The sequence below is a fragment of the Pseudarthrobacter sp. efr-133-R2A-89 genome (assembly GCF_030209315.1).
Taxonomy (GTDB): Bacteria; Actinomycetota; Actinomycetes; order Actinomycetales; family Micrococcaceae; genus Arthrobacter.
This window is the reverse complement of record NZ_JARVSE010000002.1, coordinates 592,534-605,827: the sequence shown is the minus strand read 5'-3', so window position 1 is coordinate 605,827 and position 13,294 is coordinate 592,534. Positions and strand designations below refer to the sequence as shown.

At 66.7% G+C, this 13,294-nt stretch carries 15 protein-coding genes and 1 tRNA gene; 5 read left to right on the top strand and 11 right to left on the bottom strand.

Annotation, left to right across the window (positions count from 1 at the left end; genetic code table 11):
• Positions 1–5: 5 nt before the first annotated feature.
• The 7 genes from ureE to arfA form a co-directional block, all read right to left on the bottom strand.
• Positions 6–485: an urease accessory protein UreE gene (gene ureE, locus QRM95_RS05560; RefSeq protein WP_285246815.1), complete on the bottom strand. Its 480-nt coding sequence runs from the start codon at positions 483–485 to the stop codon at positions 6–8.
• Between the two features lie 17 nt (positions 486–502).
• A complete protein-coding gene (ureC, locus tag QRM95_RS05555; protein WP_285246814.1) occupies positions 503–2,245 on the bottom strand; it encodes an urease subunit alpha in 1,743 nt (580 codons plus the stop codon).
• Positions 2,242–2,580 (bottom strand): urease subunit beta, encoded by a 339-nt coding sequence (locus QRM95_RS05550; RefSeq protein ID WP_285246813.1) that lies wholly within the window; start codon positions 2,578–2,580, stop codon positions 2,242–2,244. Before QRM95_RS05550 ends, ureC begins: the two co-directional genes overlap by 4 nt.
• A gap of 11 nt (positions 2,581–2,591) precedes the next feature.
• On the bottom strand, positions 2,592–2,894 hold the full coding sequence (locus tag QRM95_RS05545) for an urease subunit gamma (RefSeq protein WP_285246812.1): 303 nt from the start codon (positions 2,892–2,894) through the stop codon (positions 2,592–2,594).
• Positions 2,895–2,982: 88 nt separating this feature from the next.
• A complete protein-coding gene (locus tag QRM95_RS05540; RefSeq protein ID WP_285246811.1) occupies positions 2,983–3,987 on the bottom strand; it encodes a LacI family DNA-binding transcriptional regulator in 1,005 nt (334 codons plus the stop codon).
• Complete coding sequence (locus QRM95_RS05535; RefSeq protein WP_285246810.1) at positions 3,987–4,574, bottom strand: HhH-GPD-type base excision DNA repair protein; 588 nt, start codon at positions 4,572–4,574, stop codon at positions 3,987–3,989. Before QRM95_RS05535 ends, QRM95_RS05540 begins: the two co-directional genes overlap by 1 nt.
• Before the next feature lie 59 nt (positions 4,575–4,633).
• The gene (gene arfA, locus QRM95_RS05530) at positions 4,634–6,160 is read right to left on the bottom strand and encodes an arabinosylfuranosidase ArfA (protein ID WP_285246809.1); all 1,527 of its coding nucleotides are present in this window, start codon (positions 6,158–6,160) and stop codon (positions 4,634–4,636) included.
• A gap of 311 nt (positions 6,161–6,471) precedes the next feature.
• Here arfA and QRM95_RS05525 point away from each other — a divergent pair, with 311 nt between their 5' ends.
• Positions 6,472–7,413, top strand: a complete 942-nt coding sequence (locus QRM95_RS05525) for a GAF and ANTAR domain-containing protein (protein WP_285246808.1) — start codon at positions 6,472–6,474, stop codon at positions 7,411–7,413.
• Between the two features lie 55 nt (positions 7,414–7,468).
• Here the strand turns inward: QRM95_RS05525 and QRM95_RS05520 are convergent, their stop codons facing one another.
• Complete coding sequence (locus tag QRM95_RS05520; RefSeq protein WP_285246807.1) at positions 7,469–8,482, bottom strand: LacI family DNA-binding transcriptional regulator; 1,014 nt, start codon at positions 8,480–8,482, stop codon at positions 7,469–7,471.
• A gap of 132 nt (positions 8,483–8,614) precedes the next feature.
• Here QRM95_RS05520 and QRM95_RS05515 point away from each other — a divergent pair, with 132 nt between their 5' ends.
• Positions 8,615–8,956: a YciI family protein gene (locus tag QRM95_RS05515; RefSeq protein WP_109044036.1), complete on the top strand. Its 342-nt coding sequence runs from the start codon at positions 8,615–8,617 to the stop codon at positions 8,954–8,956.
• A gap of 164 nt (positions 8,957–9,120) precedes the next feature.
• Here the strand turns inward: QRM95_RS05515 and QRM95_RS05510 are convergent.
• Positions 9,121–9,193 (bottom strand) — tRNA-Lys (locus QRM95_RS05510).
• A 210-nt stretch (positions 9,194–9,403) separates the two neighbouring features.
• Between QRM95_RS05510 and QRM95_RS05505 the strand changes: the two genes are divergently transcribed.
• The 3 genes from QRM95_RS05505 (at position 9,404) to QRM95_RS05495 (ending at position 11,995) form a co-directional block, all read left to right on the top strand.
• The gene (locus tag QRM95_RS05505; protein ID WP_285246806.1) at positions 9,404–10,063 is read left to right on the top strand and encodes a hypothetical protein; all 660 of its coding nucleotides are present in this window, start codon (positions 9,404–9,406) and stop codon (positions 10,061–10,063) included.
• Between the two features lie 302 nt (positions 10,064–10,365).
• Entirely contained in the window at positions 10,366–10,983 is a 618-nt protein-coding gene (locus tag QRM95_RS05500; RefSeq protein WP_026264994.1) for a DUF47 domain-containing protein, read from the top strand.
• Position 10,984: 1 nt separating this feature from the next.
• Complete coding sequence (locus QRM95_RS05495) at positions 10,985–11,995, top strand: inorganic phosphate transporter (protein WP_285246805.1); 1,011 nt, start codon at positions 10,985–10,987, stop codon at positions 11,993–11,995.
• A gap of 25 nt (positions 11,996–12,020) precedes the next feature.
• Here QRM95_RS05495 and QRM95_RS05490 read toward each other — a convergent pair whose 3' ends face one another.
• Together QRM95_RS05490 and pstB are read right to left on the bottom strand one after the other, a co-directional pair.
• Positions 12,021–12,416, bottom strand: a complete 396-nt coding sequence (locus tag QRM95_RS05490; protein WP_285246804.1) for a hypothetical protein — start codon at positions 12,414–12,416, stop codon at positions 12,021–12,023.
• Between the two features lie 94 nt (positions 12,417–12,510).
• Positions 12,511–13,290: a phosphate ABC transporter ATP-binding protein PstB gene (gene pstB / locus QRM95_RS05485; RefSeq protein WP_018763202.1), complete on the bottom strand. Its 780-nt coding sequence runs from the start codon at positions 13,288–13,290 to the stop codon at positions 12,511–12,513.
• Positions 13,291–13,294: the final 4 nt, after the last annotated feature.

Here is a 13,294-nt window from a genome sequence, read left to right as displayed (position 1 = left end):
GATTACTAGTGCGAGTGTTCAGCATGGCGGAAAGGCACAGGCATGACGCGTTCCTGGCGGGTGTAGGGCACTGAGTTGTGGCGGAGGTAGTCCTCGACAGTGTGGTCGTAGGCGCACACCATGACGTCGGCCCCGTATTCGGAGGACGAGTCGAAGAACTGTGCCTGGAGGTGCCTGTTGCCGAGGGAGTGTGCGGTGACGCCCATTTCGTGGATGGTGCGGGGCGCGATGACCAGGACGTCGGTGGGCAGCACCGAGACCACGATCATGTTGGAGTCTTCCACGTGGAGGATGTCGCCGTCGCGCAGGTCCCCGGACCCGGCGGGCAGGCGGATGCCGATCTCCTTGCCGTGGTCCGTGGTGGCGCGCTGGATGCGCTTGACCAGCTGGGCGCAGGGCAGCACCACCTTTTCCTGGTGCAGTCCGGCGTAGGCTCCGGGCTCGGGCAGTTCGTGCAGGTTGCCGAGGACTTTGTCGATGATCATGGGGTTTCTCCGGGGTGCTAGAACAGGAAGTAGCGCTGTGCCATGGGCAGGACGTCGGAGGGTTCGCAGGTGACGTCCTCGCCGTCGACCGTCACTTGGTAGGTTTCCGGGTCCACCTGGATGTCGGGGGTTGCGTCGTTGTATTTGAGGTCGGCTTTGGTGAGGTTGCGGATGCCTGAGACGGGCCGGATGACCTTCTCCAGCCCCAATTCCCCGGGCACGCCGGCGTCGATCGCTGCCTGGGACAGGAAGGTGATGGAGGACTGCTGCATCGCCTTGCCGAACGTGGCGAACATGGGCCGCATGGTGCGCGGCTGCGGTGTGGGAATGGACCCGTTGGAGTCCCCCATGAGGGCGTAGGCAATCTGGCCGCCCTTGAGCACCAGTTCTGGTTTGACGCCGAAGAAGGCCGGGTCCCAGAGCACGAGGTCGGCGAATTTGCCCACTTCCACGGAGCCCACCGAGTCCGCGATGCCCTGCGCGATGGCCGGGTTGATCGTGTACTTGGCCACGTAGCGTTTGAGCCGGAAGTTGTCGCTGCCGGGCGAGCCGTGGCTGCCCGGGCCGGTCCCGCCGTCGCCCTCGTCCAGGGCTCCGCGCTGCTTCTTCATCTTGTCCGCCACCTGCCAGGTGCGGGTGATGACTTCGCCCACCCGGCCCATGGCCTGGGAATCGGAGGAGGTGATGGAGAAAATGCCCAGGTCCTGCAGGACGTCCTCGGCGGCGATGGTCTCGGCGCGGATGCGGGAATCCGCGAAGGCCACGTCCTCGGGGATGTCCGGGTTGAGGTGGTGGCACACCATGAGCATGTCCAGGTGCTCTTCGATGGTGTTCCGCGTATAGGGCAGGGTGGGGTTGGTGGAGGCGGGCAGGACGTTGGGCATGCCGGCGATCTTGATGATGTCCGGCGCATGGCCGCCGCCGGCGCCTTCGGTGTGGAAGGTGTGGATCACGCGCCCGTTGATGGCCCGGATGGTGTCCTCCACGAAACCGCACTCGTTCAGGGTGTCGGTGTGGATGGCCACCTGGACGTCGTATTCGTCGGCGACGGTGAGCGAGGTGTCGATCGAGGAGGTGGTGGATCCCCAGTCCTCGTGGACTTTCAGTCCGATGGCGCCGGCACGGATCTGCTCGGCAAGGGGTTCGACGGCGGACGCGTGGCCTTTGCCGAACAGGCCGATGTTCATGGGCAGCCCTTCGGCTGCCTGCAGCATCCGCTGGATGTGCCACTTTCCGGGGGTCACGGTGGTGGCCTTGGTGCCTTCAGCCGGGCCGGTGCCGCCACCGATCATGGTGGTCACGCCGCTGGCCAGCGCGGTGGGCACCTGGTCCGGGGAGATGAAGTGGATGTGGGTGTCGATGCCGCCGGCGGTGAGGATCTTCCGCTCGCCGGCGATGATCTCGGTGCTCGCGCCGATCACGATGTCCACGTCGTCGGTGATCTGCGGGTTGCCCGCCTTGCCGATGCGGAAGATGTGGCCGTCCTTGAGTGCGATGTCGGCTTTGTAGATGCCGGTGTAGTCAAGGACGACGGCGTTGGTGATGACGGTGTCGGGGATGTCCTGGTCCCGGGTGGCCTGGCCGTTCTGGCCCATGCCGTCGCGGATGACCTTGCCGCCGCCGAACACCACTTCCTCGCCGTAGGCGGTGAAGTCTTTTTCGATCTCGAGGAACAGGTCGGTGTCCGCCAGGCGGATCTTGTCCCCAGCGGTGGGGCCGTAGAGGTCCGCGTACTGCCGGCGTGGAATCTCGAAGCTCACTTGGCGCCCCCGTCCAGGCGGGTGCCGCCGTCGAGCTTTCCGTTGACGGCGTTGCTGAGTCCGTAGACCTCGCGTGCGCCGGCCAGTTCGATCAGCCGCACGCTGCGGGAGTCGCCGGGTTCGAACCGGGCAGCTGTTCCGGCCGGAATGTCCAGGCGCCGGCCGTAGGCCGCCTCCCGGTCGAAGGACAGGGCGGCGTTGGCCTCGGCGAAGTGGAAGTGCGAGCCCACCTGGACGGGCCGGTCACCGGTGTTGGTCACCGCCACCTCAATCGCGTCCCTGCCGGCGTTCGCCGTCACGGGTTCGGGCCGGAGGATGTACTCGCCTGGAATCATTTCGGCGCTCCTTAGCGGATCGGGTTGTGGACGGTAACCAGCTTGGTGCCGTCGGGGAAGGTGGCCTCGATCTGCACGTCATGGATCATCTCCGGCACCCCTTCCATGACGTCGTCACGGCCCAGCAGGGTGGTGCCGTAGCTCATGAGCTCGGCCACGGTCCTGCCGTCCCGGGCACCTTCGATCAGTTCGTAGCTGATGATGGCCACCGCTTCGGGGTAGTTGAGCTTGAGTCCCCGCCCCTGGCGGCGGCGGGCGAGGTCGGCGGCCACCACGATCAGGAGCTTTTCCTGCTCACGCGGCATCAGATGCATGGGGTTCCCTTCGACGGCCTGGGGCGTGCTGCCAGCCTAGGCCGGTCACGTTTCCGCCACGTTTCAGGTCCATCATCCGGACGGAACGCTAGGGCGCGGATTCCCGGATCTTCAGCTCGAACCCCGATTCCATGTGCACGCCCTGCCCGGATGTTTCGCGCCCGCCGATCCGGTCCAACAGCAGGGTGATCGAACGCTCCGCGATCTCGTCCATGCCCGGGGAGACGGTGGTCAGGGACGGGGACGCGAAACGGGCTTCGTCAATGTCGTCAAAGCCGGCGACCGCCACGTCCGCCGGCACGTTGACGCCCTTGATCAACAGTTCGTGCATGGCGCCCAATGCCAGGACGTCGTTCAGGCCGAAGACGGCGTCGAACTGCACGCCTGAGGCCATCAGCCCGGCCACGGCGGCGGCACCTGTGTCGCGGCGCCATTCGGCGGGGGCCACCAGGCCGGCGTCGAACGGGACGCCGGCCTGGTCCAGCGCCTTCCGGTACCCGTTCATGCGAAGTCCCGCGGTCCCGGCGGACTCCCCCGGGTGGGCGCCGATCACTGCAATACGACGGCGGCCGGCCTGCAGCAGGTGCGTGGTCAGCGCAGCCGCGGCTTCCTCGTTCTTCATGGTGACCAGGTCGAAGCGGGGGTCCATGATGTGCTCGCCGAGCATCACCAGGGGTTTGGTGCCGGCGCGGGCGGCGATGGCGTCGGCGTCCAGCACCAGCGGGGTAAAGAGCAGCCCGTCGGTGAGCTGCCGGAACGTCCCGTGCAGGGCACTGAGTTCAACGGAGGCCTCAGCGCCGGACTGTTCCACCAGCACCCGGTAGCCATGCCGTGATGCGGCCTTCATGAGCCTGGACGCCAGTTCAGCGTAGTAGGGCGCCGAGAGGTCGGAGAGCACCAGGCCCAGCATGGACGTCTTGCCCGAGCGCAGGCTGCGGGCGGTGAGGTTGGCCTCATACCCCAGTTCAGCAATGGCGTCCTGCACACGCTGCTTGGTGGCCGGACGGATGAACTCGTAGTCGTTCAGGACGTTCGAGACCGTTTTGAGCGAAACGCCGGCCGCGCGGGCGACGTCGTTCATGGTGACTGCCATTAACGTTCTTTTCCTGCCTTCGCCGCCGCCTTGGCCGCTTGCTTGCTGGCCCGCACCTTAGCCAGGGATTCCGGGTCCACGATGTCCGCCACGGACAGGTAGGAGCCGTCTTCCCCGTAGTGGCCGGCCGCTTCCCGCCATCCGGGCGCGTCAAGGCCCCGCTGCTTGCCCAGGAGGGCCAGGAAGATCTTTGCTTTTTGCTCACCGAAGCCGGGCAGTGCCTTGAGCCGCTTCAACACCTCTGCACCGTCGGGTGAGCCTTTGGTCCAGATGGCTGCGGCGTCGCCGTCCCAGTCGTTCCGGACAGCCTCGGCGAGCGCCTGCACCCTGCCGGCCATGGATCCGGGGAAGCGGTGGACGGCGGGCCGTTCCTTGAAGATTTCCACGAAGTCTGCGGGGTCGTGCCCGGCGATGGCTTCGGGTGTCAGGGTGCCCATCCGGGTCCTGATCTTTTCCGGTCCGGCGAAGGCAGATTCCATGGTGACCTGCTGGTCCAGCAGCATGCCGGTCAGCAGGGCGAAGGCGTCCTCACTCAACAATTTGTCAGCGGCGGGATCGCCCGTGATGTGCAGTTCCATGCCGTCCATCCTCCCACCTGCGGGCCGTCGTCGTCATGGGGACGCCTCCGCCCTGGTACGCGGCCCGGTCAGGCCTCCACGGCGAGCCGGATCATGGACCAGGACACGGCCGGGAGCTCGGCCGTGAGGTGTCCGCCGTCGGCCGTGGCCGTGACGTTCTCCGCCGGCAGGACGGAGCTGGAATCGTCGGCCGTGGCCTGCCAGTAGGGGTCCTTGTTGGAGTAGGTCAGCGCCTCGATGACCCGGACGTTGCCCAGGCCCCCGACGGCGGCGTCCAGGGTGAGTGCCCCGGCGGCCGAGCGGTTGACGGCGAACACCACGGCCTCGCCCTTTGCCGCGTCATAGGTGGCGACGGCGGACAGGGCGGCGAAGTCGGCCGTCGTACCTCCGCTGACAAGGGGGGATTCGACGGCGAGCTGCAGGACCGTGCCGGACGCATGCCGGGAAGTCAGGGCGAACGGGTGGAAGGTGGTCTGCTTCCAGGACCGGCCGCCGGGTTCGGTCATGATGGGGGCGATGACGTTCACCAGTTGCGCCAGGCTTGCCGAGTGGACGCGGTCCGTGTTCCGGAGCAGCGTGACCAGCAGGTCCCCCACCACCACGGCGTCGGCCACCGTGTAGGTGTCTTCCAGCAGGACCGGGGCCACGGGCCAGTCGTTTCCGCTGGGGACTTTGGATTCGCCGCGGCTCATGTGCCAGACGTTCCATTCGTCGAAGGAGATGTTGACCTGTTTGGTGGACTTTCGGACGGACTTCACGTGGTCGATGTGGCTGACGATGTCCCGGATGAAGGCTTCCATCTTGTGCCCGGCGGCGAGGTGTTCCTGGAGGTCGCCGGAGTCTTCGAAGTACTGGTGTGCGGAGACCAGGTCCACCACGTCGTAGGTTTCGGTCAGGACCACACGCTCCCACTCGCCGAACGTGGGCATCGTGGGGCCGGAGCTGCCGCAGGCCACGAGTTCCAGGCCGGGATCGATCATGCGCATTCCGCGGGCGGTGTCCGCGGCCAGCCTGCCGTACTCCTGGGCGTTCTTGTGCCCGATCTGCCAGGGGCCGTCCATTTCGTTGCCCAGGCACCACATCCTGATGCCGTAGCCGTTGGCGGCACCGTTGGCGCGTCGCTGCTCGGAGAGGGCGGTGCCGCCGTCGATGTTGCAGTACTCCAGCAGGTCGAGGGCCTCCTGGACGCCGCGGGTGCCCAGGTTCACGGCCATCATGGGCTCCACGCCGGCCTTGGCGGACCACTTGGCGAACTCGTCCACGCCCACGGAGTTGGGGTCGGTGGAGTGCCAGGCCAAATCCAGCCGGACAGGCCGCTGGTCTACCGGTCCCACGCCGTCCTCCCAACGGTATCCGGAGACGAAGTTGCCGCCGGGATACCGGACCGTGGAGACGCCCAGTTCACGGGTGAGCTCAAGTACGTCCTTTCGGAAGCCGTCCTCGTCGGCCTCAGGGTGGTCCGGCTCGAAGATTCCGGTGTACACGCAGCGCCCGAGGTGCTCAACGAAGGCGCCGAAGGTGCGCCGCCGGACGGGCCCCACGGTGAAGGCGGGGTCGATGGTGATCGTTGCCGGGGTGGATTCTGCTGGGGTCACGAAAACATCCTTGTCTCAAATTTTTACAACGTTATAGAAGCATTGTTTGCGGTTCTGTCCGGCGAGTCAAGGAAACGGGGGTGTCCGTCGCGCTTGCCCTCTCCCGGCACCTTCGCCAGGCGGGCAGGAGCCCACCTGCGGCAACGGCCCAAAAGGCATCGCAGGAGCAGGATTCCAAGTACTGCCCCATCCCAAAAACAGGTACCAGCTACGCATTCACCAGGCGCTTCCCGGCCACTAAATTCTTCCCAGAGGCAATACCAATTCCGGCTTTCGGTACTTGACTCACTAGGGGGGGTGTGGGACTGGCAATGAATGCACCACACCCGCGTACAGGTTTCCCGGCCCGCAGGGCCCGGGTAGCAAGCGGGGCCGGCGACGAGGAGCTCTTTGAGACCAAGGGCTCTCCCCCAGCCGTCGCCGGCCCTCCAACCTCACGCGGCCCCAGCGGGGTTGCCGTCACCGCGCCTGCCTCGCCAGGACCGAAGGGCCGCCGTAATCCGCCCCTCCTGTTGGACCTGGTCAGCGGCGCCCAAACCCTCGCCGACTCCCTGGACCTGCTGGTGGCCGCGTCCGCCGGGCACGTCGCCAGGACGGCCGGGGTTGAGGTGGGTTGCGGCCTGGTGCTGCACCAGCCCAAGCGGAGCCCGGCGCTGTCCGGTACCTCCGAAGAGGTCCTCCGCCTGCTCGGCTGGGAACGCGGGTCCGCGGAGGGGCCGGTGACGGATGTCTTGTCCGGAGGCCATCCGGTGGCGGTGCTTCAACGGACCGGTGACTTCCGCTGGCGGCAGTACTCGGGGCGGTTGCAGTCCGCCGGATACGGCAGCGCCCTGGCAGTACGGCTCCAGCTGGACGCCGGAATTCCGGCGGCGGAGATACGTCCCGCAGAAGCCGACCCCGGCCGGTTGACCGCGGCGCTCGCCTTCTTCGCGCCGGATGCGAAAGCCTTTCCGCTGCAGGTCATCGCCGAGGCCCGCGGGTTCGCCGCCCTGGCGGCCAGGAGCCTTCGCCTGGCCATTGACCTGCACGCCACCCGCGCCCTCGCAACAGACCTGCAGTCGGCCTTGGACAGCAGGACGTCCATCAACGTTGCCTGCGGCGTGATCATGGCCCAGAACAGGTGCTCCTACGAGGAGGCGTTCGCCATCCTCGCGAAAGCGTCGAGCCACCGGAACATCAAGGTCCGCAAGGTGGCTGAGGGCATCCTGGAGCGGCTTCCGGAGGGGCCGCCGCCGCCGCACTTCGGCAACTAGCCGCTTCCGGAGGGCTGTGTTCCCCTGCCTTGAAAGCCGGTGCGGGGGCAGTTTGTTACGCCGGCGCGGCGGTGCTGGCCCGGAATACGAGCTCGGGCGGGACCACCGTGGAACTGACTGCTGCACCGGACTCGATTTCCTTGAGCATGATGTCCATGCAGCGCCGCCCGAGTTCCTCGAAGTCCTGCCGGACAGTGGTCAGCGGCGGCGTGAAGTACCCCGCTTCCGGCTGGTCGTCGAAGCCCACCACGGAGACGTCGTCGGGAACTTTGATGCCCGCTTCCGTGAAGGCGCGCAGCAGGCCCAAAGCCATCTGGTCGTTGCCTACGAAGATGGCCGTGGCTGTCATTCCTTTCGCCAGCCGGCGGCCGATGGCATAGCCGCTTCCCGCACTCCAGTCCCCTTCAACCAGCAGGGAACCGTCCAGGCCGGCATCCCGCAGCGCCGCCTGCCACCCTTCGGCGCGCTGGGCGGCGTCCGTCCATCCGGACGGCCCGGCCACGTGGCCGATCCGCTGGTGGCCTTCCTTGATGAGGTGTTCGACGGCGAGCCTGGCCCCGGCGCGCTGGTCCACCGTGGCGCCGCTGACCGAGTCGCTCCCGGCGGATCCAACTGCAACCACGGGAACGGGAAGGTTCATTTGCTCCAGCACCGCCAGGGTGTCCGCGTGCGGCACCAGCACGGCAATACCGTCCACGGACTGGTCCATGAAGTGGCTCACGGCGTTGGCAATGGAATCCGGGCCCACCTCGCGCAAGGCCGCGATGCTGACGAAGTAGCCTGCTTCGCGGGCAGCCTGTTCCACCCCAAGAAGCGTGTTGGCGGGGCCGTACTGGGAGAGCTCGCTGGCCAGGACCCCAATGGTCTGCGAGCGCCGGGTGACCAGGCTGCGCGCCGCAGTGTTGCGCCGGTAACCCAGTTCGGCGATGGCTGCCTCCACCTTTTCACGGGTCGCCTTGCTGACGTTGGGATGGTTGTTGACCACCCGGGAGACCGTCTGGTGGGAGACGCCCGCCCGCCCGGCCACGTCTTCCAGGCGCGGCATCCGGCCCTTGCTGGTTTTTGCCATGTGCCTATTGTGCCTTTCGGCCGCGGCGGCAGCCTGTTTTGCAGCGCCAGCGGTGGGAACAAATCCTTGCGCGGCCCCTAGGTGGTGGGAAGGATGAAGGTGATCCGCGTCTGCAAAGAAGGAGCCCGACCAATGACCAAGTACCTGATCTCGTTCCCCAGTGGCGTCATGGACATCCCCGACGGCGGGCTGCAGGAAGTTGCCGACGCGGCCCATGCGGTGGTCCAGGAGGCAAAGGAAGCCGGTGTCTGGGTGTTTGGCGGGGGCATCGACGAGAGCGTCCCTCCCGTGATGGTCAGCGGCGACGGAGCAGTGCGCGAGGGCACCTACCCCCAGACGGCGCAGATCGAGGGCGGCTACACAATACTGGAGTTGCCCACGTACGACGCCGCCCTCCACTGGGCCTCCAAGATCGCCACCGCCTGCCGCTGCGCCCAGGAAGTGCGGGCCTTCCAATACGATCCCGCCAGCTGAACGCCGAACACGGCAGGCACCGGGGCCCTGGAGCAGCGGTGGAGCTGGCGTTCCCAGCTCGTTCCGTGGCGGGATACCGCGCAACGGGATAGTCGATAAGTCTGAAACCCAGGCTTAAAAGGAAAAGGCCCGCCTCACAGCGGACCTTCAAAACCTTCTGCGGGTGGGCCCTGTGGGGCTCGAACCCACGACCCACGGATTAAAAGTCCGATGCTCTACCAACTGAGCTAAAGGCCCCTGCCGGTCGGTCAGACACGCTGTGTCGTTCCGCCCGGCCCAATCCATTTCTGGACGTTAATACTCTAACCCATGGTTCCGGCGTCCTCGCACACGTCCCCGCCGCCGCCGTCGGCCGCTTTTCCCGGCCCGCGCTTACCGCGTCCAGGCACCTCCGCCGGGCGCCGCGCATGCTCGATTTACCCCATGGCACAGGAGTAGCGTGGGGGCATGAGCGAGCAAGCAGGAACCAGTCCCTACGGCGGCAGCAACCGGCACCACAAGCCGAAGCCGTTCGCACCGATGGATTTCGAGCCATTCGCCGGCGGGGCCGATCCCGCCCGCGTCTCGGAGGCCGCGCACCTTGCCGCGCAGGCGCTGGTCCGCCACGGAAGGGACAGCGACGATCCCGTCATCACCGAACGCCTGGTGAAGCTCGCCGACGAGCAGGGCTTGGATGCCATTGCCGAGATGTGGGCCGAAAGCCCGGCACGGTCACTGCCCGGCGTGCTTTGGCGGCTCTACGCGCTCCGCGCCGCCACCGTCCGTGACCCCGAACGGATATCGGTCTACTTCCGGGCCGGCCGGGACACGGCGCAGGTGTCCAACGTGGTGGCCGGTGCCGCGGAGCCGCCGGGCGCTGATGAAATGCGCACCATGGCGGACGCCATCCTCTCCGGCGCGTTCGACGGCGATTTCGACGTTGCGCTGGAACGTTCGGCCGCTTTCTGCCGGGTGGTGGCCCTGGGCCAGGCCACGCTCGCGGATGGCGCCGAGCACGCCAATGAAGCCCATGCCAGCAAGCTGACCCGCAACTCGCACCAGTTGGTCAAAACCGCCGAAGACCTGGAACACGCCGCCAACGCATGGCGCCTGGGCGAACTCGATTAGGCGCCGCCCCAGGTTTTCCGCCCCCGCCAACGGCCGGCTGTCAAGATTGACTTGGGCGGGGCGAAGTAGAAGACTGAAGCCGGTGCCGAGCCGCGAAACCCCCGGGCTTCAACAATTAGCCGCCTAGAGCGGCCTACCGCCGAGAGGCGTATCCGGTTCGGCACCATTTTTCTGCCCTCGTCCCTGCAGCCAATTCAAGGCACACTCTTTCGGGCCGGTAGAGTAGGCGACAGTTGCGCGTCGGCGTCAAGTCACACGGCAGCAACGCCCGCCTTGAACAGTCCCCGGAGACCGGTAAACACGTGAAGCTGCGCCTTTTTCCCCAGGAGCCCGCAGGGCTGAACCTCCTATCGCAGATGGCACAACAGATCGTGCTGGCCAGTGCAACCCTGGCCGAAATCCTTGGCGTACCCGCTGACGAACACGGCAAGCTCGTCGATCACATGCACAACCTCGAGGCCAAGTCCGCCGAGCTGCATTTCGCGCTGCTGACGCATATGCGCAGCAGCTTCGTGAACCCCCTCCCCCGCGAGGACATGTACGCCCTGTCCCGCTACCTCAACGAGGCCATGGAGAAGATGGATGCGGCGGCGGAACTGGTGGCCCTGTACAAGCTGGACCGCCTGCCCAAGCGGGCGGCCGACCAGCTGGAGATCATCAGCCGGCAGGCGGAGCTGACGGTTGATGCCATGCGCCGGCTCAATGACCTGGATGACCTCGAGGATTACTGGATCGAGATCCTGCGCCTTGCCAAACGCGCCGAGCGCACGCACCGGGTGTGGGTTGCCGACATGATCGCCGACATGAAGTGGGCGCAGTATTCGCGCAACCGGGACATCGCCAACCAGCTGGTGGAGGTCACCAAGGACATGCGGCGGGTGGCCACCCAGGTAGGCAGCATCATCGTCAAGGAATCCTGACGTGGCGGCAGCCATCTTCGCTGCGGTGGTCCTGCTGGCCGCAGCGTTTGCCTTCCTGAACGGCTTCCGTGACGCCTCCACCTCGGTGGCCCTCGCCGTGCGGAACCGCGCCCTGACGCCCAGCGTTGCGGTGCTCCTGGCTGCGTTCTTCAACTTCGTGGGTGCCCTGCTGAGCGCGATGCTCGCCGTCGCCGCCAGCCGGACCTGGATCAACCTCCCGGCCGGGCCGGGCGGCCTCGCCATCCTGGCGGCCGGCCTGGCCAGCGCCTGCGCCTGGGGCCTGCTGATGTGGCGCCGCGGCATCCCCGCCTCCTCCACCCATGCCTTGGTGGGGGGACTTGCCGGGGCGGGGCTGGCCAGCCTTGCGGTGGGAGGCCCCGGGGTGGCGGGCGTCGACCAGTCGCTGCTGTTCCAGGTGGTCCTGCCGCTGGTGCTTTCCCCGCTCGTGGCCTACAGCGGATCCTTCCTGCTGGTCTATCCGGCCACCTGGGGAGCGCGCTACACCCAACCCAACGTGGTCAACCAGCGGTTCCGCAGGGCGCAGGCGATTGCCGCCGGCGCGGTGGCATTTGGCCACGGCTTGCAGGACGGGCAGCGGGTCAGTGCCGTGCTGTTGCTGGCCCTGCTCGCGGCGGGGTACGCCGACGGCGGGATCCCCATCTGGGTGGCCCTGCTGTCCGCGGTGATGATGACCGCCGGGACGTTGTTCGGAGGATGGCGGATCTCGTACACCATCGGCTACAAGATCACCCGGATCGATCCCCTGCGCGGCTCCGTGGCCCAGACCTTCAGCGCGCTGATGCTCTTTGTGGGCGCCATCGGGTTGCACTGGCCGCTGTCCACCACCCACACCGTCACGGCGGGCACACTGGGCGCCGGCGAGAACCAACACTTCTCCGTGACCAACCGGAAGCTGGTCATCAGGATCATCTGGCTCTGGGTCCTGACGCCGGTGGCCACCTGCGCCCTGGCCTTCGTGCTGGCACTGGCACTGTCACCGCTGGCCAGGTAGCCGGCAACCGCAGATAGCAGTGGCCCTAGATGGCAGTGGGCGCTGCGTCAGGGGCCACCAGGATCGCGGCCAATTCGTCGGCTGACAGGTTAGCCGCCGAGCAGAGCTCATCCCGGGCGGCACCCGCAGAAGAAGCCTTCCGGACCGCCTGGCGCAGCGCTTCCAGGGCGCTGTCCAACTCCCACTGCTTGCCTTCGAGGTAGGAACTGGTCCGCCATACCTCCGTGAGCACATCCTCCGCATCCCCGGCAGCCACGGCGGCCTCCGGATCAATTTGCGGGACGAGAGGCCCACCCCCAAGGGTGGCGGCAAGCCCGGCGGCCGCGTCGAAGTCCTGCACGTGCGCGGCGGGCGCCGGTGCGCCCGCCACGGGTACGGAAACCGTAAGCTGGGGGCCGGGGTTGCTGGCCGTCTGCGTCATGGCAAAACTCCTAAAGCTGGCTTACTACTAGTTTCAAAAGTATCTAGTTCAGCGTACTAAATGCCGTCGGGGTTCGCCAACAGGGAGCAGCCGTTTACCCGAAGCGTCCCGAGACGTAGTCTTCGGTGGCCTTCTGCACCGGGTTGCTGAAGATGGTGTGGGTGTCGCCGTACTCGATCAGCTTGCCCGGTTTTCCCGTGCCCGCGATGTTGAAGAAGGCCGTCTTATCGGAGACGCGGGCAGCCTGCTGCATGTTGTGGGTCACGATCACCACGGTGTACTGGTCCTTCAGCTCATTGATGAGGTCTTCAATGGCCAGCGTGGAAATCGGGTCCAGGGCGGAGCAGGGCTCGTCCATCAGGATCACCTGCGGCTCCACGGCGATGGCGCGGGCGATGCACAGCCGCTGCTGCTGGCCGCCGGAGAGGCCGGAACCGGGCTTCTCCAGCCGGTCCTTGACCTCGTTCCACAAGTTGGCGCCCTTGAGCGAGCGCTCCACCAGGACATCGGCCTCGCCCTTGGAGATCTTCTTGTTGTTCAGCTTGACGCCGGCCAGCACGTTGTCCCGGATGGACATGGTGGGGAACGGGTTGGGCCGCTGGAAAACCATGCCGATCTGGGAACGGACCGTCACAGGATCCACGCCCGGGCCGTAGAGGTTGTCGCCGTCCAGCAGCACCTCGCCTTCCACGCGGGCGCCGGGGATGACCTCGTGCATGCGGTTCAGGGTCCGCAGGAACGTGGACTTGCCACAGCCGGACGGGCCGATGAACGCGGTGACGGACTTGGCCTCGATGTTGATGCTGACGTCTTCCACGGCGAGGAAATCGCCGTAATACACGTTCAGGTCCTTGACGTCGATGCGCTTAGACATGGTG

Bases quoted from the DNA above. Each gene is read 5' to 3' on its own strand.
- ureE (WP_285246815.1), bottom strand. From the start codon at position 485: ATGATCATCGACAAAGTCCTCGGCAACCTGCACGAACTGCCCGAGCCC.
- QRM95_RS05550 (WP_285246813.1), bottom strand. From the start codon at position 2,580: ATGATTCCAGGCGAGTACATCCTCCGGCCCGAACCCGTGACGGCGAAC.
- QRM95_RS05545 (WP_285246812.1), bottom strand. From the start codon at position 2,894: ATGCATCTGATGCCGCGTGAGCAGGAAAAGCTCCTGATCGTGGTGGCC.
- QRM95_RS05540 (WP_285246811.1), bottom strand. From the start codon at position 3,987: ATGGCAGTCACCATGAACGACGTCGCCCGCGCGGCCGGCGTTTCGCTC.
- QRM95_RS05535 (WP_285246810.1), bottom strand. From the start codon at position 4,574: ATGGACGGCATGGAACTGCACATCACGGGCGATCCCGCCGCTGACAAA.
- QRM95_RS05525 (WP_285246808.1), top strand. From the start codon at position 6,472: ATGAATGCACCACACCCGCGTACAGGTTTCCCGGCCCGCAGGGCCCGG.
- QRM95_RS05520 (WP_285246807.1), bottom strand. From the start codon at position 8,482: ATGGCAAAAACCAGCAAGGGCCGGATGCCGCGCCTGGAAGACGTGGCC.
- QRM95_RS05515 (WP_109044036.1), top strand. From the start codon at position 8,615: ATGACCAAGTACCTGATCTCGTTCCCCAGTGGCGTCATGGACATCCCC.
- QRM95_RS05505 (WP_285246806.1), top strand. From the start codon at position 9,404: ATGAGCGAGCAAGCAGGAACCAGTCCCTACGGCGGCAGCAACCGGCAC.
- QRM95_RS05490 (WP_285246804.1), bottom strand. From the start codon at position 12,416: ATGACGCAGACGGCCAGCAACCCCGGCCCCCAGCTTACGGTTTCCGTA.
- pstB (WP_018763202.1), bottom strand. From the start codon at position 13,290: ATGTCTAAGCGCATCGACGTCAAGGACCTGAACGTGTATTACGGCGAT.